General features: G+C 44.3%; 19 protein-coding genes. 9 read left to right on the top strand and 10 right to left on the bottom strand.

Features of this window, described 5'->3' with window-relative positions; translation table 11 throughout:
- Nucleotides 1-11: 11 nt before the first annotated feature.
- Nucleotides 12-1,661, bottom strand: coding sequence for a cell division protein ZipA (gene zipA, locus GTQ48_RS08185; protein ID WP_163106217.1), 1,650 nt, complete (start codon nt 1,659-1,661; stop codon nt 12-14).
- A 19-nt stretch (nt 1,662-1,680) separates the two neighbouring features.
- A complete protein-coding gene (gene smc / locus GTQ48_RS08180) occupies nt 1,681-5,226 on the bottom strand; it encodes a chromosome segregation protein SMC (RefSeq protein WP_163106215.1) in 3,546 nt (1,181 codons plus the stop codon).
- Nucleotides 5,227-5,492: 266 nt separating this feature from the next.
- On the opposite strand from smc, the gene cysZ reads away from it, so the two are divergent.
- Nucleotides 5,493-6,242, top strand: coding sequence for a sulfate transporter CysZ (gene cysZ, locus GTQ48_RS08175; protein ID WP_163106213.1), 750 nt, complete (start codon nt 5,493-5,495; stop codon nt 6,240-6,242).
- Nucleotides 6,243-6,267: 25 nt separating this feature from the next.
- On the opposite strand, the gene GTQ48_RS08170 is transcribed toward cysZ, so the two are convergent.
- Together GTQ48_RS08170 and nlpI are read right to left on the bottom strand one after the other, a co-directional pair.
- On the bottom strand, nt 6,268-7,953 hold the full coding sequence (locus GTQ48_RS08170; protein WP_163106211.1) for a sel1 repeat family protein: 1,686 nt from the start codon (nt 7,951-7,953) through the stop codon (nt 6,268-6,270).
- Between the two features lie 13 nt (nt 7,954-7,966).
- Nucleotides 7,967-8,869, bottom strand: coding sequence for a lipoprotein NlpI (gene nlpI, locus GTQ48_RS08165; RefSeq protein WP_163106209.1), 903 nt, complete (start codon nt 8,867-8,869; stop codon nt 7,967-7,969).
- Nucleotides 8,870-9,004: 135 nt separating this feature from the next.
- On the opposite strand from nlpI, the gene cdd reads away from it, so the two are divergent.
- Complete coding sequence (gene cdd / locus GTQ48_RS08160) at nt 9,005-9,412, top strand: cytidine deaminase (RefSeq protein WP_338023302.1); 408 nt, start codon at nt 9,005-9,007, stop codon at nt 9,410-9,412.
- A gap of 231 nt (nt 9,413-9,643) precedes the next feature.
- Here cdd and GTQ48_RS17815 read toward each other — a convergent pair whose 3' ends face one another.
- From GTQ48_RS17815 to GTQ48_RS08150, 3 genes are all read right to left on the bottom strand, one after another.
- Entirely contained in the window at nt 9,644-9,769 is a 126-nt protein-coding gene (locus GTQ48_RS17815) for a hypothetical protein (protein WP_269520162.1), read from the bottom strand.
- A gap of 61 nt (nt 9,770-9,830) precedes the next feature.
- Complete coding sequence (ggt, locus tag GTQ48_RS08155) at nt 9,831-11,555, bottom strand: gamma-glutamyltransferase (protein WP_239060059.1); 1,725 nt, start codon at nt 11,553-11,555, stop codon at nt 9,831-9,833.
- A gap of 47 nt (nt 11,556-11,602) precedes the next feature.
- The gene (locus GTQ48_RS08150) at nt 11,603-12,367 is read right to left on the bottom strand and encodes an enoyl-CoA hydratase (protein WP_163106203.1); all 765 of its coding nucleotides are present in this window, start codon (nt 12,365-12,367) and stop codon (nt 11,603-11,605) included.
- 116 nt (nt 12,368-12,483) lie between these two features.
- Here GTQ48_RS08150 and rrtA point away from each other — a divergent pair, with 116 nt between their 5' ends.
- The 3 genes from rrtA (at nt 12,484) to GTQ48_RS08135 (ending at nt 14,197) form a co-directional block, all read left to right on the top strand.
- Entirely contained in the window at nt 12,484-13,068 is a 585-nt protein-coding gene (gene rrtA, locus GTQ48_RS08145; protein ID WP_163106201.1) for a rhombosortase, read from the top strand.
- A gap of 405 nt (nt 13,069-13,473) precedes the next feature.
- The gene (locus GTQ48_RS08140) at nt 13,474-14,001 is read left to right on the top strand and encodes a hypothetical protein (RefSeq protein ID WP_163106199.1); all 528 of its coding nucleotides are present in this window, start codon (nt 13,474-13,476) and stop codon (nt 13,999-14,001) included.
- Nucleotides 13,994-14,197, top strand: a complete 204-nt coding sequence (locus GTQ48_RS08135) for a helix-turn-helix transcriptional regulator (protein ID WP_032094247.1) — start codon at nt 13,994-13,996, stop codon at nt 14,195-14,197. Before GTQ48_RS08140 ends, GTQ48_RS08135 begins: the two co-directional genes overlap by 8 nt.
- A gap of 166 nt (nt 14,198-14,363) precedes the next feature.
- On the opposite strand, the gene GTQ48_RS08130 is transcribed toward GTQ48_RS08135, so the two are convergent.
- Nucleotides 14,364-16,850, bottom strand: a complete 2,487-nt coding sequence (locus GTQ48_RS08130) for a prolyl oligopeptidase family serine peptidase (RefSeq protein WP_163106197.1) — start codon at nt 16,848-16,850, stop codon at nt 14,364-14,366.
- 223 nt (nt 16,851-17,073) lie between these two features.
- Here GTQ48_RS08130 and GTQ48_RS08125 point away from each other — a divergent pair, with 223 nt between their 5' ends.
- Together GTQ48_RS08125 and GTQ48_RS08120 are read left to right on the top strand one after the other, a co-directional pair.
- The gene (locus GTQ48_RS08125) at nt 17,074-17,628 is read left to right on the top strand and encodes a glutathione peroxidase (RefSeq protein WP_163106195.1); all 555 of its coding nucleotides are present in this window, start codon (nt 17,074-17,076) and stop codon (nt 17,626-17,628) included.
- 457 nt (nt 17,629-18,085) lie between these two features.
- Nucleotides 18,086-20,542, top strand: coding sequence for a CHRD domain-containing protein (locus GTQ48_RS08120; RefSeq protein WP_163106193.1), 2,457 nt, complete (start codon nt 18,086-18,088; stop codon nt 20,540-20,542).
- A 138-nt stretch (nt 20,543-20,680) separates the two neighbouring features.
- Here the strand turns inward: GTQ48_RS08120 and GTQ48_RS08115 are convergent, their stop codons facing one another.
- Together GTQ48_RS08115 and GTQ48_RS08110 are read right to left on the bottom strand one after the other, a co-directional pair.
- Entirely contained in the window at nt 20,681-21,928 is a 1,248-nt protein-coding gene (locus GTQ48_RS08115) for a cystathionine gamma-synthase family protein (protein ID WP_163106191.1), read from the bottom strand.
- A 102-nt stretch (nt 21,929-22,030) separates the two neighbouring features.
- Complete coding sequence (locus GTQ48_RS08110; protein ID WP_163106462.1) at nt 22,031-22,621, bottom strand: 1-acyl-sn-glycerol-3-phosphate acyltransferase; 591 nt, start codon at nt 22,619-22,621, stop codon at nt 22,031-22,033.
- A 236-nt stretch (nt 22,622-22,857) separates the two neighbouring features.
- On the opposite strand from GTQ48_RS08110, the gene GTQ48_RS08105 reads away from it, so the two are divergent.
- Both GTQ48_RS08105 and GTQ48_RS08100 read left to right on the top strand, forming a co-directional pair.
- Nucleotides 22,858-23,688: an NRDE family protein gene (locus tag GTQ48_RS08105; protein WP_163106189.1), complete on the top strand. Its 831-nt coding sequence runs from the start codon at nt 22,858-22,860 to the stop codon at nt 23,686-23,688.
- A gap of 170 nt (nt 23,689-23,858) precedes the next feature.
- Nucleotides 23,859-25,049, top strand: a complete 1,191-nt coding sequence (locus GTQ48_RS08100; RefSeq protein WP_163106187.1) for an aromatic amino acid transaminase — start codon at nt 23,859-23,861, stop codon at nt 25,047-25,049.
- Nucleotides 25,050-25,972: the final 923 nt, after the last annotated feature.

Below are 25,972 nucleotides of genomic sequence, written 5' to 3'. Positions count from 1 at the left end.
TAAGCCTCTACCTAGCTACGCGAAATCATTCGCTTGCGCTCAAATTCTCGAATTTTCTCAACGTACTGCTGCAGTCCTTGTTTTGTTAACACGCTGCGACGACCATCGAGCACTTGTGCATCGAATTCATCAGCTAATTTGCGAGCCGCATTATGCATCATATTAAACACTTGATGCGGATCGCCTTCAATGGGCAGGATCATAAACAGCGAGATGCCTTGGGTGTCAAAGTTCTCTAAATTGTCTATATCGAACACGCCTGGCTTGAACATATTAGCAAGGCTAAACAACACAGGTCCCTTTCCGTTTGAGTTAACGTGGCGGTGAAAAATATCCTGATCGCCAAATTTGAAACCCAACGTCAGTAGCATAGGCAGTAAAGCCGCTCCAGATATAGGCAAGTCATTCTTTGCTCGCACATTCAGCACTAACACTTCTTGTGCGGCTGTGTGAGAGGACTCGTTTGATGCGGCCTGATTAGAGGACGCGCTAGAAGCCTGATTAGAAGATTGAGTATCGTTATCGTCGAAATCGATACGCATTTGATCATCACCAAAGTTTGGCTCTTCCCGTTTTCTCGCCGCGGGCTTTGTACGTTTGGTTTTCGAGAATCGTTTTCTCTCACCAGCAAGCTCATCGTGATGACTGGCCGCACGTTCATTTTCGCCCTTCTCTCGCAATGAGCCAGAAAAAGTAGGTTCTACCCGCTGCGGTGCAGCTGTTTTATCAAACTGACCTTCTACAATTTTAGACTCTGAAGCGCCGTTTTCTAGAGCACTCGTTTCACAAGTATCTTCTTTAGTCGCATCTACATACAACGTCGAGGTAGCTTTCGGTACTTCAGAACGCTGGTATTTTTTCGACTCACTCGCTGTATTGGCAGCGTCGGCTGAATGTTCTGCCGTCTCTGATGCATTATTTTGTGCGCTCGTACTTACACTGCTGGTTGAATCAGAAAGAGACTCCGAACTCTCGTTTTCAGCGTCGCTTTGTTCAATCGCTTGAGACCCATGAGAAGCCGCTTCAGATTCCTTCAACAAGAAGCCTGGAGGCTCTGGAAAATCTGCTATGTTGTCATTTTGAACCGGTGCAGTGTCACTAGAGGAGCGGCTCTGGCCTTGCAAATGGGGCTTTGGATTGGTGATCACTGAGCCATAAAGCGTAGAGCGCTGCTCTTGGGCATCATCACCTTCCTGCTCGATATTGACCGAATTTGCGTTATCAGATAAACGGGAAGCGTCGTCGTCGCCTTGCGTTCTATTTTCCGCAAATGACTTTCTATCAGCGTCATCGGCAAACGCACTGGAATCGTTGCTACTGGAATCGTTGCTGATATTACTGAAAGTGCCATTATCACCGCCTGACAACGTGTGCTCGTTATCTGAATTAAAGCGGTTCTCATCAGCGTCATCACCATGAAACGAACGGTTGCCGCCAATGACGCGAACACTGCCTACACCGAGTTCGTCGAACCCACCGTTATCTGATGCTCCATCACTTTCAACATCGCTATCTGGGCTATCGTTCCACTGTCGTGGCTCTAAACGTTCCTTGCGCTCTGGCTTACTATTTTTTCTGATTTTCCATATACCATGGGCCAAAATGCCTATGATAAAAACAGAACCACCTAACAGTAAAAATAGACGTAATTCATCTTCCATTTAATTCTTTCGCCCTTTGTTATGCTTCTGCGAATGCAACGGCTTCATCAACATCAACGGCTACCATCCGCGACACTCCTGGCTCCGCCATTGTGACACCAGTAAGGTGACTTGCCATTTCCATCGCTATCTTATTATGGGTTATATAAATAAACTGCACTGTTTGCGACATTTCCGACACCAAATTACAAAAACGCCCAACGTTTGCATCATCTAATGGTGCATCAACTTCATCAAGAAGGCAGAACGGCGCCGGATTTAATCTAAAAATTGCAAAAACCAATGATAAAGCGGTTAACGCTTTTTCTCCACCGCTTAAAAGATGAATTGTGCTATTTTTCTTGCCAGGTGGCCGAGCCATTATGGTGACACCCGTTTCTAACAAGTCGTCATCGGTAAGCGCAAGGTAGGCAGAACCACCACCAAACACCTTTGGAAACAGTGTTTTTAAATCTTCATTAACCTGCTCGAAGGTATTCGAAAAACGCGTTCTTGTTTCTTTATCTATTTTACGAATAGCAGATTGAAGGGTTTCCAGCGCGTCGGTTAAATCATTATTTTGCTCATCAAGATGGGCCTTTCGCTGTGATTGAGTTTCAAACTCTTCTACTGCGGCCAAATTTACTGCGCCTAAACGCTGCAAACTTGCTTGTGTTTTTTCCAACTCTTGTTGCCATATCTTTTCATCAGCATCACTTGGCAATTCAGCCAAAAGTGCTTTAAGAGACTGATTTGACTCGTCAAGCTGCTCTAATACTGTATTAGCGCGAACACGAAAGCCCTCAATTTCAATATTCAAAGATTCAATATGTGCTTGCCTAGCTTGAATGTCTTTCGCTAATGACTGCTGCCCTTTTTCGGCTTCTCGTAGCCATTGCTCAACCTCTTCCAAACGCACAAGTGCCTCACTGCGCGATTGTTCAAGCTCCGATTTGGTGTGCAGTAAGTGCTGTAGCTCTTCGTGCTGACGCTCTTGTGGTGAAGTGAGTTTTGACAGTTCGTCATTAAGTCTGGCGGTGGTTTCAGCGTACTCGCCCATCTGACTTTCGTTACGCGTAACCTGTTCGCGATACAGCTGCTGGTGGTTATCTAACTGTTGTTTCTTTAATGCAAGTTCATGTTTTGTAGACGTTAGCATCTCAACTTGTCCGCGAAGCTCGTTGAGATTGCGCTCTGCTAGTTCGCGCTTTTCAACCACGCCACTCATGTAATCCTCAGACTCAATCAGCTGAGCCTCGTGCACGGCGAGATCTTCAGAAAGCTGTTCTAACTGCGCTTCCTCGTCTTTGTGCAATTCTTGCTGAGATGACAGCTCGTCATATAATTTTTTGCATCTCACTTGCTGCTGCTGTTGCTGCATTTCAATTAATGAGCGGGCGTTTTTTAGTTGCTGCAAGGCACCTTCGCTTTCCATTATTGATGATTGTAAACGCTGCTTTGCCTCTCGTACTTGATTGAGGTTTTGCTCTTCTCTTTCTAGCGCATCAGCACACACGCTTTTAGCCTGCTCTAATTCAACGAGCTCAAGCTCTAGTTGTGAGAGTTTATTTGCTCGTTGCAATACACCGTCTTCAATATCACCTGGCTTCACTATCCAGTTGGTACCACACCATAAACCCGTTAATGAAATGGCACTTTTGTCTGTGTCTTTTAACTTCTTCTGGGTGTACGTGCTAAATAGCTCGCTGTCTGTCTCGCAAAGAAAAATATCGTTTAAAAAGCCTGGTACTTTTTCGGTCTGTTTCTGCTCAAGAATTGCATGGGCTAATGTGCCGGTACGAGCATGGGTAATGAAAGCCTGATGTGTATAAATTCGCACGCCATTTGGTAACGCATTGCTTTCTTCATAAAGTGCAGATATATCGTTTTGGTTTGCCAGTAAAGGCTGGTTGAACTGATTGAGGATAACTTCGATACACGGGGCAAGGCGCTCAGGTGCCGTCATTGACTGCCACAGAGTTTCCGCTATTTTCTCTTTACTATCATGGCTGTCTTTACTGTCATCGCCTTTACTGTCAACGCCTTTACCGCCACCACTGACGAACTGCCGCGAAGCGTCACTTTGTAGCGCTAACAACGCCGTGTAGCTAGACTGTATGGCTTGCCATCTACTTTTCACGCTATCAAGTTCAGAAACACGCTGCTTAACCGCGTTTAACGCCAGTAATTCATCCTGCTCTATATCGTGAATAGCATCTTTTTGTTCACTTTGATTAATTTCAGCTTCTTCGAGTTGCGCGTCTAATAACGTACTTTGCTCTTCGTAATCTTCATTCTCAGTTTGTGCTAATTCTTGCTGAATGTCAGAAATCCGTTGTGACGTTCTTAGCTGCACGCTCATCAAAGACTGAATTTGACTATGGCATTGCTGCACTTTGCTTTTCAGTTGATTATAAGTGGACTCTTGCTCTCGTGCCCTTGCATTAAAATCACGCAGTGCTTGCTCACCGTCTTCAAATCGCTCCTTAACGCTATAAAGCTCCGCTTCTTTAAGCTCAATTTCCGGCTCAATATCGACTAAGGCAGCATTAGAACTCGATAGCGACGATTGTGCTTCACTCAAGGAGGTACTGAGTAGGCTTTGTTGCTGTGCTAACCGCGTAATTTCCTGCTCTACTTGCGACACCCTTTGCTTGGCGTGCAGCGCGTTTTGCTCTAAACGGGTAATGGCAGTGCTTGTTGAGAAAAGTGATTGTTGTAAATCATCTATAGACTGTTTTAATTCTGCCTGCTGCTCTTTATAGGCCATTGCACCCGCTTCATCACCTTGCTGGCGAGCAATTAACGCGTCCATCTCAGCGGTGAGCCCGCTTTTGTTTTGTTCTAATTTGTCTATATGCTCACTGTTTTTCAAAAACCGAATTGCTGCTAACTGGCCTTTAAGATCTCTCGCTTGCGCTCTCAACGCTTTATATTTTGTTGCCGCTGCGGCTTGCCTTTGCAGTTTTTCTAGCTGCCTACCCAATTCATCCCTTACATCAGTAAGGCGCTCTAAATTGTCTTGGGTGTGCTTTATTCTGTTTTCTGTTTCTCGTCTGCGCTCTTTGTACTTGGAAATACCTGCCGCTTCTTCAATGAATACTCTTAATTCTTGCGGCTTAGACTCTATCAAGCGCGATATCATACCTTGCTCGATGATGGCGTAAGAACGCGGCCCTAGCCCGGTTCCCAAAAATAGATCGGTGACGTCCCGTCGACGACATTTCGCCCCGTTAAGGAAATATGTAGATTGCGCCTCTCGAGTAACCAGGCGTTTAACAGACAGTTCGTTGTAGTTAGCATACTCGCCAGATATTCGACCAGAGCTATTATCGAATATCAATTCAACGCTACATTGGCCAACGGGCTTTCTCGATGATGAACCGTTAAAGATAACGTCAGTCATGGCGTCGCCGCGCAAGTTCTTGGCTGAACTCTCGCCGAGCACCCAACGAACAGCATCAATTACGTTAGATTTTCCGCAACCGTTTGGCCCAACCACAGCCGTCATTTCACCAGGAAATGGTATAGAGGTAGGCTCAACGAAAGATTTAAAGCCCGCAAGCTTTATCTTTTTAAGACGCACACAAAGTCCTCAGTCGCTGGCGGTAACTCATACGCTCAGTGCAAGGCAGAAAATTAAGGGTAATCACGTTAGTTGCGTATACCAGTTAACATGCCATTACACGTTACAATGTAATAGCACTTTGTTTTAGTTGTTATTATTGGCAAAGACTCTACCAAAACATACAGCTTGTAACAATTAACATTTAAGTCTGACACGCCCTTGGCATTAAGATGTTATTATTAGTTTCATATCACCGAAGCAGCTGATTTATCAAAGGAGAGCGAATGAGTTCTGGCGGCGTACACTATTTTTTTATGGGTTTTTCGCTTATTAAAACCAAAGGGCTAAAGCGGTTCGTTTTTGTTCCCTTCAGCATTAACCTTATTTTGTTTTCGTTGGCGTTTTATTTTTTATTTGGCCAAATTGAAACTGGTATCTCCTATGTCATTAATTTAGTCCCAGAATGGTTAGGATGGGTCAAAACAGCAATTACCTTTTTATTGTGGCCACTAGCAGTAATAAGCGTTCTATTAATATTTGCGCTTATTTTTGGCACCCTTGCTAATTGGATTGCCGCACCTTTTAACGGCGTATTGTCAGAAAAAGTAGAACGACATTTATCCGGTGAGGCATTAGGCGATGAAGGTGTAATGGCATTGGTTAAAGACATACCGCGCACTATTGGTCGGGAAGTGACAAAACTTGCATGGTATTTACCTCGCGCTATTGGTTTTCTTATTCTCTTTTTTCTACTACCCGTTATTGGCCAAGTACTGTGGTTTCTCTTTAACGCTTGGATGATGGCGATTCAGTACTGTGATTATCCTTACGACAATCATAAAGTGCCCTTTACACGCATGCGCCTTCATTTATCAGAACACAAAGGAAAGGCGCTGACGTTTGGTATGATGGTGAATGTGTTTTCACTTATTCCCGTGGTTAACTTTATTATTATGCCAGTTGCCATTTGTGGCGCCACCGCAATGTGGGTAAATGAACTAAAACAAGACGCACAAACGTCGCTGGGAAACTAGAAAGAACCTGAGAGTCTTTAACTTTTTAAGAGGTTTTACCAACAAACGCCTCGTATTTGGCAAGCCAGTGTGCGGCCTCTTTTTGGTCGCCCTGGTGGTGAAATGCTTGGAAAAAATTCATCGAGATAGGACGTTGAGCCTGCTGTTTCTCTAGCTGCTGTTGCCAAAGCACCAAGTACAGTGGCGGTATGGCTCCTGTATCGTGGTGTTCCATGAAAGTAATGCGCCGGCTTGGCTTATAGCTATTTTTAGATACGCCTTCACAGGTTTTTGCCTTCGCCACTATTGTGTTGGGGTCTATTTTCGCCCAACGGGACACGGTAACGACAGGGGCGTAATAGTGCGGGCTATCAATCACTAAGTTTGGCGGGGAAAAGTCACTGATACGTTGAATATCACATATCTTTCTGGCCATGCTTCTGGCAATGGGATATTCATCGGCAAAGCCTGCAAAATGGGCTAACTCGTGCACAAACACCGAATACGTATCACCAATGTCTAAAAACATCACCCCATTTTGAACGTTTGCCTTTCCTTGCTTAGCAACCACTACCGCATGGCTAAACTGCCTCTTTTTCGCGATATTAGCTAATGGCTTTACGTCGCATCCGAGCACGTTTCTATTATTGTAATCGTCGCTGCATGACAACGCGTCTTTAGGTAACCAAATTGGCGGGGCAACACACAGCGACAGCGACGCTAGCCGCTCGTCGTTATTGAATTGACGATAAAAACTATCGGCACGGATCATGGTAGCCAGCGAGGCCGCAAATGGCTGAATTCGTTGTAAACACTGATTGCCCTGTGCCCAGTCAAACGGCTTTACATCGCCTAGTGCTGTTACGCTGTAACGCTGTGTAATGGCAAGCGCATCCTTTGCCTGTTGCTGACCAAGATTAGCGGCTTTCTTTAAGTAGATTTTTGCTTCATCAACGTTGCCCTCATCCCATAATAGCCGGCCATACTTAAAAGCGCTTTGCATGTCTAATGATGCCGTGGCAGCAAGTAAAGGCTTTGCTTTCTTGTTTTGATCATGCAGCAAATACCAGTCGGCCAGTGCCGCTTGGGCAGGCAAATATTCCTGTTCGGCAGCGCGGATTAACCACTTCTCACGCTTGTCAGGAGACTGCGACGACATGGCGTACGCCAATTGCGCTTCAGCAACATTGCCTTTAGCGGCAAGGGCCATAAAACGCTCTGAAGCACTCTGTTCACCGATAAGCTGGTACAGCAACCACGCTGCGTCTGCATTATCTATCGACACCAGATTCTCAAGCCAATAGAGGGCATTTAGCTTTGGTACTTGGGTTGATGTGTTTGCGGCTGTTTGTTCGTTTCCTCGGTGTTGAGATAGCTCATCAGACTCTTGTGATAGCTCCTGCGATAACTCATCAGAATCTGTAGATTCCCCTGGCGGGCTTGGAAAGTGTGACTCTGGATTCAACTGATGAGACGTTATCTCTTCAATAGACGTCATGAGTGTTTGCTGTGCTTCAATACTATTTAATTGTGCTGCGTGCCACAGTAAGGCAAATGCAGATCGCACCCGATAGGTGTTTTCAGCACTAAGTTCGGATGGAAGCTTTAGCTGTGCTTGCTCTCGCACGTAGGAAAGCGCTGTTGTCGCATTAGCCACAAGTTGGGGTGCGTAGCGACCAGTGTCGCCCACTACAATGAGCAGTGCGAACACTGCTAGGAATAAACCGCGCATGGGCTAGGCTTATTTATTCATCATCAGTGGACACTTCAGCCGTGCGCTGACGCAGTCGGTTTAACTCTATACGCGCGTAGCGGTGTTCTACATAGTCATAAACATTCGTGCTAAGCGCCAATTTGAAGTAGTTTGAAGCTATTCCTCTATTACCATTTTGACTGTGGAACTTACCTAAATAAAAGTACGCTTCGCAAAGCCTGTCGGTAAGTGCTTTTTGACTAGTAATGCCCTGTAACAATGAGTTTAGCACTTCGTTTTCGTCAACAACACCAAGAAACAAATCTACTAATGAAGTAGCCCAATGTTCGTTATCGAGTAACGGTCTGACCGACTCCAAGTACTCTGCGCCTTGCTGTGGTGATATAGCGTGATTGGCAAAATACGACCATAACGCTCTAAACGGGTCTTTTTCGTCTTTTTTAAAAAACGTATCTAAATCGCTGGTGGCAAGTTCGGCCCTGTCGCCGTAGTAAAGTGCAATACCGCGATTTAGAAAAGCAAAATCGAGATCTGGGTTAATTTCTAGGGTTGAATCAAACGCCTCATACGCTTGAATGAAGTCGTTTTGTTGAATGTAGTGAATGCCAATTGAATTATAGGCTTCAGCAAGGTCGGGCTTTAAATTTATCGCCTGGCTATAGTCAAACTGTGCTAAACCGTTCAACCCTACGCTGTCGTATAACATGCCGCGCTGAAAATGAAGTTCTGCTTTGTCGTCATCTGATAATGCGGTACTCGTGAGCACTTGATTATAGCGGGCAATGGCCATTTGCGAACGTGGATTCGCGGGTGCTGGCTCTGCTAAAAGCAAGTTCCCCATTTGACTGCGTTGCTCGACAGGCTGCGTTTGTGCGCAACCGGTTAAAATACAAACGAATAAAGAAAAAAAGATGAGACTAACGTTTCTGCGCATGGTAAAAAAGCATTCTGTAGAAAAAGAAAAAACCGCCAGTATAAGAAGCATACACTTGAAGCGGCGCTGATGCCGCCAACCTTCTCGCATTTGATAGGAAAAGTAAAGTGCATTAGGCGGGTAACAAAGGTACCCATGAAGAAAAATAACCTAGAACAACTTTCACAACTTGCATTTGACGCACAGCAACACTCACATTCCCCCTACTCTAACTTTAAAGTTGGCGCCGCCATCGAAACAAGTACTGGGGAGACTTTCGCAGGCTGTAATGTTGAAAGCGCTGCGTTTCCGTTAGGGCAATGTGCTGAGGCCACTGCAATTGGCAATATGGTATCTAATGGCCACAAACGTATTGGACACATTGTTATTGCCAGTCCAAACGAAGAAATGTGTTTTCCATGCGGAGGCTGTAGACAAAAAATTGCAGAATTCGCCAGCGATGATACGCCGGTTACTATGGTAACAAAGAGTGGAGATTCGCATGAAACCACCATTGGTGAACTACTGCCCAATGCGTTTCGTGCTCACGACCTAGACAAGTAATATTGCGTCACAAACGCAAAGATAAAGCTCTTGAACAAAGCGCTTACACAAAACAGCCCAAGGCGTTCACACCTTGGGCTGTTTTGTTTTACGAAGTCTTTAACCGTATAACAGCCGTTAACCGCATACAGACGTTAACCCCTATACAGCCGTTTACCGTATAACAGTCGTTAACCGAATAACGGTCTTTAACTATGTAATAGCCATTCAGGCTTTATAGGTTAACAACGCTTATGGCTTATCATCGCTGTTGCTGTCTTGGCGCTTGTTTAACTTTACCGCTGCCATAAAGCCAATAAAAAATAGCGCAAAAATAACAACACCAACCCAAATTAACACGTTCAGCAAAAAATCCATGTTTCGTTTCCCTTTCTTCTATCGATGTTGCTCTTTGCTAGTTTGCACAAGCGCTTAGCAATTATTTACCGACAGCAATACCTTCTCTTCGAGGGTCTGCGCCGCCAATTAACTTTCCAGATTTAAATTGAATACCATGTAACCCACTGTTTAGATCGATAACCTTAACATTATGACCAAGCGCTTTAAGCGGCTCCTCTAGTGCAGCAATAGGCGTACCCTTTTCTAACGCAGTATAGTCGTTTCTGTTGGTGATCTTAGGCAGGTTTATCGCCTCTTGAATGTTAAGACCATAATCAATCATGCCAATCAGCGTTTGAGCAACATAGCTTACAATTCTTGAGCCACCTGGTGAGCCTACTACCACTTCTAACTCACCTTCTTCATCAAACACCATGGTTGGGCTCATAGCACTACGTGGACGTTTACCAGGCTCAACGCGATTAGGAACAGGAAAACGATTTTTTGTTGGCGAGAAAGAAAAGTCAGTCAACTGATTATTAAGTAAGAAACCACCTACCATAATGCCTGAGCCAAACATGAATTCGATGCTGGTTGTCATAGAAACCGCATTTCCTTCTTTATCGACAATAGAAACATGAGACGTATTAGGTAACTCCATCGATGTGCCCATGGCTATTTCGGTGCCAGCGTAAGGGTTGCCTGCTCTCGCTCGGTGCCACTTTTCATCAACGTTGATGCCCTGGGCTCTGCGCTGTAAGTAGGCTGTATTGATCATGGCTGCAAATGGCAAATTAGTGAAGTCACTGTCTGCTATGTACTTCTCTCTATCGGCATAGGAAAGTGCACTTGCTTGAGTGTATAAGTGAGCGAACTCTGCCGAGTCTGGTGAATAAGCACCAATGTTTTTATCTTCAAGCATCTTTAAGATTTGAAACACATTGACGCCACCTGAACTTGGTGGCGGCATGCCGCAAATGCGTTTTTCGTGATAGTTACCACACACTGCATTACGCTTGATGGCTTCATAAGTTTCTAAGTCTTCAAGGGACATACTTCCAGGGTTTATTTCTGCAGAGTTTACTGCATCAACAATTTCCTGTGCCAATTCCCCTTTGAGCAAATAATCACTGCCATTGTCGGCAATGCCTTTTAGGGTTTTGGCTAGTTTTCTATTTTTCTTGGTCGTTCCTTCTTTTAACGGCATACCTGCCGGGAAAAAGTAGGTAGAGCTAGAAGGAAACTTTTTTAGGCCTGGGTGATAGTCTAACGCAACCAACTTGGCTAAACGGGGTGACACTTTAAAGCCGTTTTTGGCCGTATTAATAGCGTCGTCGAACAAAGTATTCCACGGTAGCGTGCCAAACTCAGCATGGGCTAATTCAAGGGCTTTTACAGCGCCTGGCACGCCCACCGACTTACCACCAACTACAGCATCAATCCAACGCATTGGCTTGTTGCTCTTGATAAACCAATGCGAGTTGACTGCTTTAGGCGCAGACTCTCTGCCATCAAAAGTGTGCAGAACTTTGTTTTTGTTATCCCAGTAAAGAATGAACGCACCGCCACCGATGCCTGAAGATTGAGGTTCTACCAAAGTAAGCATAGATTGAATGGCTATTGCGGCGTCTATTGCACTACCGCCTTTTTCAATGACGTTCTTTCCCGCCCATGATGCATAGGGGTTAGCAGCAACCACCATGTATTCGTCGGCCTCAAAGGCTTTCTTTTCAACATACCCAGTGGCCGCTTCGGGCTCGCCGACTTCTCGAGCCTGTTTACCGTACACATTGGAAAGTAAACTGCCGGTTAATGCAAAAGCCAATACTGAAGTGCTTAACAAAGAACTGAACCTCAAAATCGTGTTTCCTCTTATTTAAATTTCTCTGGGTTAATAGGACGCTTTTTCAAGAACGCATCAAACGCTTCTTGTGCAGCAGGGGTACGCAGCGCTTCTAGAAAAATATCAAATTCTGCATTCATTTGCTGATTGACATAATCTGCCTCACCTTTGAGTAGCGCTTTTGTCTGCAATAAGGCAAAGCTGGGTTTACTTATCAATTTTTGAACGGTTGCTGAAACTGCATCATCGATGGTTTGTGACGACACCACCTCAGTGAGCATGCCAAACTGATATGCGTCATCGGCTGTGAATGGTTCGCCTAGCATCAACCACTGAGCAGCTTTAACGTGTCCCGCCACTTTGGGTAAAAGATAACTTGATGCATATTCAGGAACAAGCCCTAAATTGATGAAAGGGAGAACAAATCGGCTGTCTTGTGTGGCATAAACAAAATCACAATGTAATAGCAACGTGGTACCTATTCCTACTGCTAACCCATGCACTTGAGCAATAACGGGCACAGGACAGGTCATGAGTGAACGCATGAACGCCGCCGTTTCGGGTACCTGAGCTCCTTCTTTTTGTGCGGCAAAATCGTTGATATCGTTACCCGCGGTAAAACAGTCGCCGCTTCCTTTAATTACAACGGCTTTTGTTACGCCATCATTTTTTATACTTAGAAGCGCATCAGCCATTTGCTGATACATTTCTCGGGTTAATGCGTTCTTTTTATCCGGTCTGTTTATAGTAATGGTAAGAGTATGGTTACTTTGCGAAGTTAAAACTAAGGACATTATCTTTCCTTCTCTGTCGACATTTTTATGGTATCGGGCGCATATCTATTTTCACCCGTAGGGTAATTTTCTGTATCATAGCGAGCAAATTCAAAATAAAAAAATAACTAACGCTGATGATTTCACTGCCGTTTTCGTTTAAGTACAGTGCAGGCCCTTTAATAATAGCGCTCTGCGCTTTGATTGCCTTTTTCTTTGAACCGCAAGCTAGCGAATGGCTTGCCTACGACCGTTACGCCATACAAGGGCTAGATACGTGGCGCTTGATCACGGGTAATTTTGTGCATACCAATGGGTATCATTTATTGCTTAATATCGTGGGGCTAATTCTACTGTGGGCCCTACATGGCGAGCACTACCTGCCAGCTCGATTTTTAAAAGTGTTCATATGGTGCTGTATAGCCACCAGCGCAGGTCTCTATTTCTTTTCAGAAAACCTGATTTGGTATGCGGGTTTATCTGGTGCGTTGCACGGTTTGTTTGTGTGGGGCGCCTGTATGGATATCAAAGAAAAAATGACATCTGGGTGGCTATTACTTGTAGGCATTGCCATTAAAGTGGGCTACGAACAATATAATGGCAGTAGCTCACAGGTTGCTGAGCTTATTGATGCAAAAGTAGCCGTTGACGCCCATATGTTTGGCGCAGTAGGCGGATTGATTATATTTCTACTCATGATAACTACTGCAAAGCGTGCATAGCCTTTTATAGATTTCCTTTAAAAGCTTCGCTTCTTATAGCCTCGCTTTGTTGACTACAACTGCTCGCCCGCTGTTTGCTTAAATATGCGGGCGTTTCCTGATTTACTCACTTTTTAACCTCCTTCGTCTCCTACCCCACGTTTTCCTAATTTACGTTTTACGCCGATTATAAACCACGTACTTGCAGTATTTTTTGGCTCAAAATTAAAGCTGATTGACCTAATCAGTGAAAAAAAAGATTGCCTTTATGTAACCTTTGGGCATCATTGATACCTAGAGGTTACATTTGGTGCGTTTAGGTATCACCCGTAGCATTTACAGTAGTGTGTAAGCAACGTCACCTTTATCGCAAATAAAACGTTCGTCGCATATAAAAAGTTCGTCGTTCAAAAAAGGATTATGAAAATGGCAAAATCAATAACAGTATTACCAGAAACGGAACATGAATATTTAACTATTACGGGAAAAATCAGTGTTGTTATAGCGGTTTTTCTGTTCGCCCAATTGTGGTCAGAAATAGTTACTGGCACTGATTCAGTTGTTAATTGGATTTTAGATTTAACTCTATTCGCAAGCGTTATTTATTGCATAGTGTTGTCAGTAAAGTCGATGAAATTTGCAAAACACATAACGCGCATGGGCTATTGGACGCTTAAATTTAACGATGAGTATGTGGATCACGTTAGTTCAGCTAGCCTTCGCGCTACGTGTCACATTATGGTAGTTGGCGCAATTTTTCTTGCTTATAGCGGTGACAATAGGTGGTTTGTTGAACTTATTGCTCCCTTTGGACTGAGAGATGCAATTCAGATGTTGCTTGGCTTGGCTGTGGCCACCCACGGTGCGTTGATTTTATGGAACCTTCGTGAGGAAGAGCACCGTGAAGAAGAGCATTTTGATGAGGAGCGTGGCGAGGAAGTGATTGATGAATGAAGATTTAGATAACCATATACACAAGCTTAGATTACAGCATAAGATTTCTCAGCAAGAGCTCGCCGACGCTATTGGCGTATCTCGAAAAACCATTAGTACTGTTGAAACTGGACGCTTCACTCCATCGGTGGTCATCGCGTTAAGAATTGCGGCATATTTTGCAATACCTGTGGAGCAAGTTTTTGTGTTGAAATAGGGTATATCGATATAAATGGACTGCCCGAAATAAAACCCGCTCACAAAAATGGCTCATAAAAAAGAGCTCATTATTACGAGCCCCTTTTGTACAAGTAGAACGATATTTGTAATAGCTCCAAGAAAGCCCAACACATGATGGGCTTTTTTATGAACGTTAAATACGATTACAGGTTTTCTTCAAATAACTTATAGATCCTACGATATTCATCTAACCATGAACTTGGCTGAACGAAGCCGTGTGGCTCTACAGGGTATATTGCCGTCTCAAAGTCTTCTTTTTCTAGTTCAATTAACCGTTGTACCAAACGCACGGTATCATGGAAAAAGACGTTATCATCAACCATTGGCGCGTTTATCAGCAGCGGTTTTTCTAACCCTTGTGCAAAATAAATAGGTGAACTGCGCTCGTAGGCAATAGGATCTACATCAGGCGTATTGAGGATGTTAGCCGTATACGGCGTATTATAATGTGCCCAATCGGTAACCGGTCTTAATGCGGCACCAGCAGCAAATAAATCTGGCGCTGTGAACATAGACATAAAGGTTAAAAACCCACCATACGAACCACCATAGGTGCCGATGCGCTCTCTGTCTACGTTAGCATTTTCCACTAAATAGTTGATGCCATCGCGTAAATCCTGTACCTCTGGCGTACCCATTTGACGATAAATAGCCGTTCGCCAATCTCTGCCATACCCAGCAGAAGCACGGTAATCCATATCTAGTACTACATAACCTTGTTGCACAAGCATGCTATGGAACATGTACTCGCGGAAATAGCCCGACCACCCCATGTGGGCATTTTGTAAATAGCCCGCGCCATGATTAAACACAACCGCTTTGTTTTTCTTTGTGCTGTCGTACCCTTCAGGCAGGTAAACACGAGCATAAATTGGCGCGTCGGTATGTGACGATTCAATGGCAACAATTTTCGGCACAGCCCACGGTAGCGAGGCAAAATCGTCGCTAGTGCTAGACGTGATTTGTTGTGCCTTTTGTTGGCTAGCAGACGGTTTCACGTATAGTTCAGCTGGCTGATTTACCTTACTGTGACTTAAAAGCAATGTAGCATCATCTGGACTGAGCGTGTAATCGGTGATGCCGTTAAGATCGGTTAGGGTGTCAATGGCTTTTGTTTGCGTATTTACACGGTAAATTTCATAAATACCTGGGTGTTCGCTGTTTGCTTTGTAGTAAATGTATTGATCATCAGCAGTTAACGTAAGGTCATCAACAATATAGTTGCCGCTAGTAAGCGCAACGGGCGCTTCGCCAGGTGTTTGTAAATATAGGTGCGAATAGCCTGTATGCTCGGATTGGAAGTACAACGTCTCACTATTATTTAGCCAATCGAACGAGTTAAAGCGATAGTTTACCCATGCGTCATCATGAAGGCGGTGTTGGTTTTCTAGGGTTTTGCTGTCTAAATCGACGGTGGCAATCCATCTGTCTTTGTTGTCCCACGCTTCTAACATAACCGCCACTGCGTTGCCGTTTTTGTGCCAGCGTATAGATGGCTTGGTCCAGTACCAGCTTTGCAATAGCGTTATTGGGCGAGGCAACCTGTTTACTTCGTAGGTTTCACCATTTGCCTTTGCATTTTCAGTTTTGACATTGGCCAATACGTCGTCGTTATATCCAGGTAAGTCAAAATAATTTAACGCTTGTTTTTCACCGGTAGACAAATTGAGAAGCCACAGTTCGTGGTTTACAGGCTCGGCATCGGCTACACGTTGTCTTACTGATTTCGCCGCAATACGGCTGTCTTCTTGAATATAATGCGGCATGATGTCGCTATCATCACGGGTCGGCTTGCTTTCAGTGGTTGCCACTACGGCATAATTTCCAGCAGGTGATACGCTAATGCCAGCTAGGCGATGTGATTTATCGAAATAAAACGCTTCAGGTGCAACCCCTTTGTTGGCAGCCGCAAGTTGTGCACTGGCGCTATCACGCTCTTCGCTTATTTGTCTTTGTAACTTAATGTACTCAATGAGAGATTGCTGCTCTTCGGCAATATAGTCTTTTGCTGGCTTCACTGGCTCTGGCTTTTCATCGAATACCCAGCTTACTAACTCTTCTCTTACGCCATTGGTTAGGTCGATAGCAATAAACTTGTTGCCGCTAAGCGCCATTAAGCGCCCATCGGTCATAAACGTGAGAGTAGACAGTGCATTTCCACCGCGGGTAAGCTGCACCGTGTTGCCATTGGTAAATTGCACGTACACACTATCTTCAAACGTGTAAGCAACAACGCCATCATCTCTCACTACCCTCTCATCAAACCGATACTTATGCATGTCGGCCAATGGGACTTTCGCTTCGTTTTTGAGGGTACTCGCCTTAACAGCAAATACATCGGTGAGTGTACTATTTTGTTTTTCACGCTCAAAAACAATGGCGCTGCCATCAACCGACCAGCCCATATTAGTGGGCAATGCACCTATCCACTGCGGGTCGGACATAATTCTTTCTAGAGTAATTTCACCCTCACTAGCTGCAGACACCTCTGCCGTTTGTGGCGTAACCATCGACTGAATATTATTTGATGGTGTTACTGTATTTGTGACTTTCTTATCGTTAGTGCTTACACAGCCACCTAGTGCAACCGTTACGCTGGCGGCGATAAGCAATGCTTTATATTTTTTCATTTTTTTCATCATTGTTATGTGAAACCCACTGGCATTATACGCAAAGCTACATTCATGTAGTCAACACTCATCGTTAGCGTTAGTGCAACAAACGCATAACAAACACGGTTATTAATGTTCCTTTTTACAAACCATAACCGTATAACTTCGCAAGTAGCGTTTTATTTTGCCAATAGCGCTTTAAAAAAACCAAGTCCACATGTTATGTCAGAGGGTACGAACAATGAAATTGAAAGGAATTACCGCAGGTGTTGTCACCATAGCTGCTTTGCTTTTCCAGCCAGTGATGGCAAACGAATGTCCTAGTGTATTAAAGTTTATGAAGCGTAAACTGAATTCTCAAGAAACCGTTAATTTATGCGATGAGTATGCCGGCAAGGCCGTTCTTGTTGTTAACACAGCAAGCTATTGTGGCTTCACGCCTCAATTTGAAGGACTAGAAGCCCTATACAGCGAATATAAAGAAGATGACTTTGTGGTATTAGGCTTTCCATCTCACGACTTTAACCAAGAAGCAAAGGACGAAGGCAAAACGGCGGAACTTTGCGAGCTAACCTATGGCGTGAAATTTCCAATGTTTGAACCCACGTCAGTGCGCGGCGACGATGCAGACCCAATGTATCGCATGTTAAAAGCAGCCACAGGTAAGTCGCCATCGTGGAACTTTAATAAGTACCTCATTGATAAAACGGGCACTAAGATAACGCACTACCCAAGCTCTACAAAGCCAACAGATGCAAGTTTTGTGGCAGATGTAGAAGCCTTAATTAACGACTAACCCAGCGTTTAAACTAGCCGTTTAAACTAGCCGATTAAACTAGTGCCACTCAGGCATAAAAAAGCCCCGCTACACAGGCGGGGCAAGAAACACACTCAACTTGGAACACACAATTTGCAGAAAACATATGAATCTGTTTTCAATCACTACACTTTGTTAGTCCACAACTTTTCCGTTAAGTTCACGCACATCGCAAATTTTTTAACATTTATTTTCATTTCACAATTCAACGCTACAAAAGCCTACGCTTTCTGCCTTTACAAAACCTCTCCATAAGAATTCGTAAATAATTGTTATATATAGCAATTAGTTCTATTTTTAGCGCCAAGCAAAACGATATCAGAATAGTATACTTATACAAAAGTATTACATTTGCTTAATGTTAATGAGGTTAATGATCTGTAAATAAAATGGTGGCGTAATTTTGGTGGTCTCACAACAAATAGAGGAAACAACGATGAGAAGGACTAAGTCGCTACTGGCGTATTCGGTTTTACCCTTATTTTTAGTAGGGTGTAATGATGATGACGATGATTTTGTTGAACAACCTGCCCCTGAATTTGCCAACGTACGTGTAGTGCATGCTGCCTCAGATGCCCCCATGGTAAACATTACGGCGAACGATGCCATTTTGAATAATTTAGAAAACGTAGACTACCAAGTAGCGTCTTCGCGATTTGAAGTTGAGACAGGAACCTACGACATTGGCGTTACAGGTATTCTACCTGGCGATAATGCAGAAGTTTTACAGGCAGACCTTACGTTAGAAGCAGACACAAATTATGACGTGTTTGCAGTGGGCAACGTAGGCGATAGTTCACTGGCATTACTACCTGTTACCAGCTCAGAAACAGCAGTAGAAGCAGGTAACGCGCAAGTACAAATTGTTCACGCCGCATCATTAGCGCCTACAGTTGACGTTTACGTTACCGCACCGGGTACTGATATTACCGCAGAGCAACCTCTTGTAACCGCAGAATTTACCGACGCCACAGGCCTTACGCAAGTACCGGCGGGTGATTATCAAATTCGTATTACGCCTGCTGGTGAAACCACGGTTGTGTACGACTCTGGTACAGTAGAGCTTACTGATGGCGCAGACCTACTTATTGCAGCTACAAACAATGTGGGAACAGGCGACTCTCCTGTTACATTGTTAGTCGCTGACGGCGACGGAAGCTTTAAGGTATGGGACGCAGCAACCCCCTCTGACATTCGCGTTGTGCACGGCATTAGTGATGCACCGGCTGTAGATGTTATCGCGAACAATGAAGTAGTGTTAGTTGATGGTATTCAATTTCCTCGTACTACAGACTACCTTTCGGTTGCTCCTGGCGACTATTTAATTGACGTAGTAGCAGATGCTGACAACAGTATTGTGGCTGTTGATGATGCCGAACTTACCCTTGAGATTGGTATGTCGTATACCGCCATTGCCAATAACACACTAGCTGCACCAGAATTAGACGTATTGGTAGACGTACCGCGTTCAGTTGCCACTGAAGCTAAAGTGCGCATTGTGCACTCTTCACCAAGCGCTGGTAACGTAGATATTTATGTAACGGCTGACGGTGAGATTGATGCAGTAGACCCAGCGTTTAGCGATATTGCCTATTCCACTGGCGATTTGGCTGAAACTGGTTACGTGAGCTTGGCAGAAGGCGATTACGTGGTAACCGTAACCCCTACTGGTACAAAAACAGCGGCAATTGAAACCGGTGTGCTCAGTTTAGAAAATGGTAGCATTTATACAGCCATCGCGTTAGACGGCGACATGGAAGGCGATCTTCCTCAGTTAGCACTATTAGATGGTTTGGCACCACCGCCACCAGCATTTAATGCAGACATGACGTATAACGTTAGCTTAAGCGGTTCACAAGAAGTGCCAGCAGTTGACACTATGTCTGAAGCTACGGCCGTAGTAGAAATTGACGAAGACTTACCGGCATTTAGCGTGAGCGTTGATGTATCTGGCTTAGCTGATGTTACAGGTGTGCACGTACATGATGGCGGTTTAGGTATGAACGGACCTGTTGCCTTCCCTCTTACTGACGCGGGCAACGGTACATACGAACTTGCACAAACCAATATTTCACCTAGTAATTTAGACGCATTAACGAGCGGTGAATGGTATTTAAATGTGCACACAGAAGCGAATCCTAGCGGCGAAGTACGTGGGCAAATTGTTCCGGACACCACTGCTGTGGTTACATTTCCATTAAGCGGCAACCAGTCTGTTCCAGCGGTAGATACAATGGCTTCAGGCTCTGGCTACGCCCTTTATGATACTACATCAGATTCTGTATACCTTGTTGCTGCAACTACCATAGACAATGCAACCATGGCGCATATCCACAGTGGTTTTGCGGGTGAAAATGGCGGCGTTGTTGTTACGTTAGTAGAAAACGAAATGACTGCTGGCACGTGGATGACAGATGGCTATGTTGAATTAGAAGAAGCCGTAGCATCGCAACTGCTTTTTGGTGGACATTATGTGAATGTACACACAGAAGCAAATCCTAGCGGAGAGATCCGCGGTCAAATTACACCAGACAATATTCAAGTGTTTGGTATTGTAGCTACTGGCGATCAGGAAGTGCCAGCGGTTGATACTGCAGCAACTGGCGCTGGTGCATTCACTTTAAACACAACCACAGGCGCGTTGTCAGGTAGTGTTACCATTACCGGTATGACGGCAAACATGGCACACATTCACGAAGGTGAAGCTGGTGCAAACGGTGGTGTGATACTAGGTCTTGAAGGTATGGACGGAGTATGGTCTGTTCCAAGCAGCACTACGCTTAACGCTGACCAAATGATGACCATGCAGGCAGCGGGTTATTACACAAACTTCCACTCAGCTGCATTTCCATCTGGGGAGATCCGCGGTCAAGTGACGCTAGGTTTCGAATAGCAGTGATTCCAAGTAAGCTCAATGAACGGTGATTGGTTGCCGTTTATTGGAAATTTATTTGAATACAAGATTTACGAAATTGCATGAATAAAAAAGGGGCTTACGCCCCTTTTTTGTATGTGTTGTGTTGCATAACTACTAGATAGCTAATGCATGTAGCGCATTTCTAAAGTCGGCAATAAGGTCGTCGGTATCTTCAATACCCACCGAAATGCGAAGCATGTTGTCTGATACACCCATCTTCTCTCGTTCTTCAGCGGTATTTTCAAAGTAAATAGTCGGTGCTACTGGCAACGCCAGTGTTCTATTGTCACCCAAATGCGTGGCGCAAATTACCAGCTCCATTTCGTTTAAAAACGCTACAGGGTCGATATTATCCACTAAATTAAAACTTAAGATGGCACCGTAACCATTACTTAGCTGCTCTCGCGCCATAAAGTGCTGTGGATGGTCAGCAAGACCAGGGTAAAAAACCTCACTCACGCTGTGATGATTATCAAGAAATGTGGCTAACTTCAATGCGTTCTGCTGACTGCGCTGAAGGCGAAGCCCAAGGGTTTCCATGCCTAATGCAATGGCGGTGGCCGACTCTGGCGCAAGTGTAGCGCCTAAATCTCTCAACCCCTTTTTCTTAATTTGTGTAATTCCCCACTGAGCCGTATCGGCTACCTTGTAAGCAGGTTTTATATTGCTGTATTTTTCCCAGTTAAAATGACCGGTATCGGTAACAGCACCACCAAGCACATTGCCGTGACCTGCAATATATTTGGTTAACGAACAAAATATCAGTGACGCTTTAAACTCTTTGGCATAACAAAGCGGAGGCGGTGTCATTGTATTATCAACCATAAAGAGAATGTGCTTCTCTTCACAAAACTGCCCTATGGCATGTAAATCTGAAACTTGAGTAACCGGGTTGGCCACGGTTTCACAATAAACCCCTTTGGTATTGGGCTGATATGCTTCTACTACTTGTTCAATATCGGTAACGTCGGTATAGGTGACGTGAATACCGAAATCTTTTAAGGTTTCGAAAAAGCTGCGCGTATTACCAAACAGATACTGACTAACAATAAGGTGATCGCCGGCTTTAAGTAGCGCAAACAAGGTGCTGCTAATAGCTGCCATTCCCGTGCTAAAGCAAAGTGTGCCCACTCCTCCCTCTAATTCGTTGAGCATGTTTTGCAACGCAGCCACAGACGGTGAAGAAGAGCGAGAATAAACATGCGCGGCACGTTTACCCTGAAAAGCGTCGATAATGCCTTGAGCATCTTTAAATTCAAACAGCACAGAATTTGATGTACTAGTGTGGACAGCGCCGTGCTCTGGCGTGTTTAACATGCGATCGGCATGGACTTGACGGGTAGTGAATCCCTGTTTTGTCACGGGTAAAACTCCGGTAGTAAAGTTACGCGACAACCTCAGAAACCACGAAATAGCAAATCGATGCTGTGCGCATAGAAAAAGCCGTGGTGGTTTTCAAATGGACTATTGAGGCCGTGTTATGCATTTTTCTGGGTATTTTGGGCAAACATTATCATAAAATGTATAGATAGTTTGCATTTGTTCATCAATGTTTTCGACCTTTAGAATGACGGGGCCAAATCGGATTATTTTAGTGCGATAATCTAGCGAAATCAGCTGAATGGGTATCTCCGCCTCTCTCGCAATGTGCAGAAAACCGGTTTTCCATGGGAAGATTGGGCTTCGCGTACCCTCAGGTGCCAATGCCAATACTAATTCATCAGCCTGTTTAATCTTTTCTACAATACTGGTTACCACCCCGTGGGCCTTGCTTCGCTTAATGGGAATACCGCCAAACTTTTTAATGATGTACCCGAGTGGCTGAACAAAAATGGTATGTTTACCGAAAAAATTCAATTTTAAACGCAGTGAGAACACTACGAACAAACCAATGAAAAAATCCCAATTGGTTGTGTGAGGCGCAACCGCCAATATGGCTTTCTTTTGATTTATAAAGGCCCCTTCTACACGCCAGCCTCGTTTGGTAAGCACGAAGGCAGCCAATGACGATAACCAGTGCGGCCACTGCCGCGGTATGTGGTCATCTATCTGCATCTCATTGATTTTTAAAATGGTGGTGCTTTTTGTCTCTTTGTCTTTCTTGTTGAGAGTGTTATTGCTATTCATTTTTATTATTCTCATACTGCTCAAGGCGTTAAGAGTAAAGAAAATCAAAACGCAAATCTACGATTAACGGCAAGCGCACAATAAAGCATACGCTAAAACGAGCCGATTGCAGCGCGATAGTACGCACAGACAGTCGGTACTGGCATACCGAATAAGGTGTAAATATGTGTATTTTATTTATAGCTCAGCAAAAGCACCCTCGCTACCCGCTTATTATTGCGGCGAATAGAGATGAGTTTTATGCAAGACCGACTGCTCCTGCTGCATTTTGGAACGACAACACATCTATTCTGGCGGGAAGAGATCTTGAAGCAAACGGTACATGGATGGGCGTTACACGAAAGGGGAAAATTGCGGCCATAACAAACGTACGAGCCCCGTCTGAAGTGCGTACAGACGCTACTTCGCGAGGTGAGTTGGTAACCAACTGGCTGAAAGACGATAGAGCACAAGTTACTGGCCATCTTACGGAAAAATTAACGGAGCAATTAACGGAGCAATTAACCGACCAATCAACTGATCAGTATTTGCAACAGCTCAAAGACACTCGCCACCACTATAACGGCTATAACCTGGTGTTCGGCAGTGCGAGCGCTTTGCATGTTTACAATAACGTGAACAACTCTGTACACCCTATTCAGCAGGGGGTATTTGGGCTTTCAAATGCCGACATTGTTACCCCATGGCCCAAGGTTACCCAAGGTGTTACAAGCTTAAATAAATACGTATTACAGCACGACACGATAAACACCGAAGATTTGTTTGCGCTATTGCGCAATGAGGACAGAGCAGACGACCAACACCTTCCCAGTACGGGTATAGGTTACGAATGGGAAAAAGCGCTGTCTTCCATTTTTATTAACATACCCAGCTATGGTACGCGAACATCCACTATTTTGCTGGTTGATAGCAACGGCGAGCTTAGCTTTAAAGAACGAACCTTCACAGAAAAGGGAGAAACAACGCAAACACGAGAATTTTCCTTCAAAATTTAACAGGTTTGTAGAATAAATCTTTCGAGGTTTACAAAATTCGTTATTAAATTGAAATATTTTCAACGAATAGGTGTCGTTTTTTCTATCAGCAATGGCATAATGCGTGCCTGCTAGCATTTGCTTTCCATTATTTGCAAACCACTATTTGCATACCAAAGTGAGGACATATCGTGTTTGAAGTATTACCCTATCTTGCCCCAGATCCAATTCTTGGCCTTTCTGCTTCATATAAAGAAGACACCAACCCGAGCAAAATAGACTTAGGTGTTGGCGTATATAAAGATGAGCAAGGTAATACCCCTATTCTTTCGAGTGTGTCAAAAGCACAACAACTTTTACTAGAGCGCGAAACCAGTAAAACCTATATTACTCCTCAAGGTAACCAAGGTTTTATCGATGGCATGCTATCGCTATTACTTGGTAAAAACAGCCCAGTACTCATGGCCGATCGCGTTGCTGCCGTTCAGGCTCCAGGTGGCTGCGGTGCCCTTCGCATTCTTTCTGAGCTTTTAGTGCGTTGTAACGATAATGCCAAAGTATGGGTAAGTGACCCAACATGGGCGAACCATATTCCGCTTATCGGCTCTGCGGGTTTAGAAATAGAAACATACCCGTACTTCGACAAAGCATCTGCAAGCATTCGCTTTGACGCCATGATGGAAACCCTTCGCAACGTAAACAAAGGCGATATAGTGTTACTTCACGGCTGCTGCCACAACCCAACCGGTGCAGACTTAACCAATGCACAATGGGACGAAGTATTAGCCGTTGCTAAAGAACGTGAATTTTTACCGTTTATCGACGTGGCCTATTTGGGCTTTGGTGAAGGGTTAGAAGAAGATGCCTACGGTATGCGCCTTCTTGTTGAAAACCTTCCTGAGGTTATTGTTGCTGCATCGTGCTCTAAAAACTTTGGTTTATATCGCGAACGTGTTGGCCTAGCCGCAATTGTTACCCAAGACACAGCAACTCGCAAAATCGCGCAGGGACAAATACAGTCTATTGCTCGCGCTATTTACTCAATGCCACCAAGCTACGGCGGCGCACTTGTTGACCTAATTCTATCTGACGAAGCCCTTAACAACGAATGGGTATCTGAAGTGAATGAAATGCGCGACCGCATGAAAACGTTACGTGCGATGCTGGTACAAAACCTTCATGACAACGGCTCACCGAAAGACTTCAGCTTTGTGAACGATCAAAAAGGTATGTTCTCGTTTTTGTGTATCACGCCTGAACAAGTGCGTGAAGTAAGAGAAAAGCACAGCGTATACTTTGTAGATTCAAGCCGCGTAAACATTGCAGGAATCAACAAAAACAATGTTGAAACCTTAGCAAAAGCATTGGTTTCTGTTCTTTAGCCCAAGGTTATTGAAGCTTAACCGAGAAAGCTACGGTTTAAGCTAAATGAAAAGCCGCCGCGTTTAATAACGCCGCGGCTTTTTTTGTTGTCCTCCCCTCTCGCCTATAGCTTGACAGCACCATTCTTTAGTTATGCCTGTGGGGGATTTAACTCGCCACATAGCACTTTTATATTCTCAATAAAAATAGAAAACCAGTGTTAAATACACCAAAAGCACCTGCACCCCGTTTTGGTGTTTCTAAAACCTGAGTTAAAACCGACAAATCATAATTTACTTTACTTACTAGTGAGTTATAGTAAAAATAACAATATGGATAAATAAACAAAAAACCCCATTATGTTATGTTTAGACAGACCGGTTTGGGGTCTAGTAAACTGTTAGGCGTCATTTACTTACAGCATAAAAAAGCGGGTTTAAGCGTGACATTCCAGCATAAAGGTTGTTTCGCTAGGTTGTCTTTACAGCTTACTTTTTCGGTAGTTTCAACGGCTTTGGCAACGTGCTTTTCATCAACACCGCAACGCCAACATTCTGCATCACCAGCTTTCTAAACTCGCTCTTTTATCCGGCAATATCCTTTACATCTGGCATTTCGCACAGGGTTGTTTTATCTTAATTTCAATTATTTAAATACGCGGTCTATTTGGCTAGTGGTGGCAGCAAAGCTGCGTACTTTCCTTTGTACGCCTAACAAAACGCTGTTGGCACTCCCTTCGGTCGCTGGGACGCTAACACGTGGGCTAACTCACTTCGTTCGGATTTTAGCCCACGTGCTAGCGCCCCAAAGCTTAGCGTTAGCTCAAGGAGGAACAATGAAACTTGTACTATTTTTAATTACACTTTTTTTTACACCACTCATATTCGGAAACGAAATAGAAATCCCAAACTCGAGTATCTCTTTTTCGGCTCCTAAAGGATTT

This window comes from Alteromonas genovensis (assembly GCF_010500895.1).
Classification (GTDB): Bacteria; Pseudomonadota; Gammaproteobacteria; order Enterobacterales; family Alteromonadaceae; genus Alteromonas; species Alteromonas genovensis.
The sequence above is the reverse complement of the archived record's forward strand: the minus strand, read 5'-3'. Positions and strand labels throughout refer to the sequence as shown.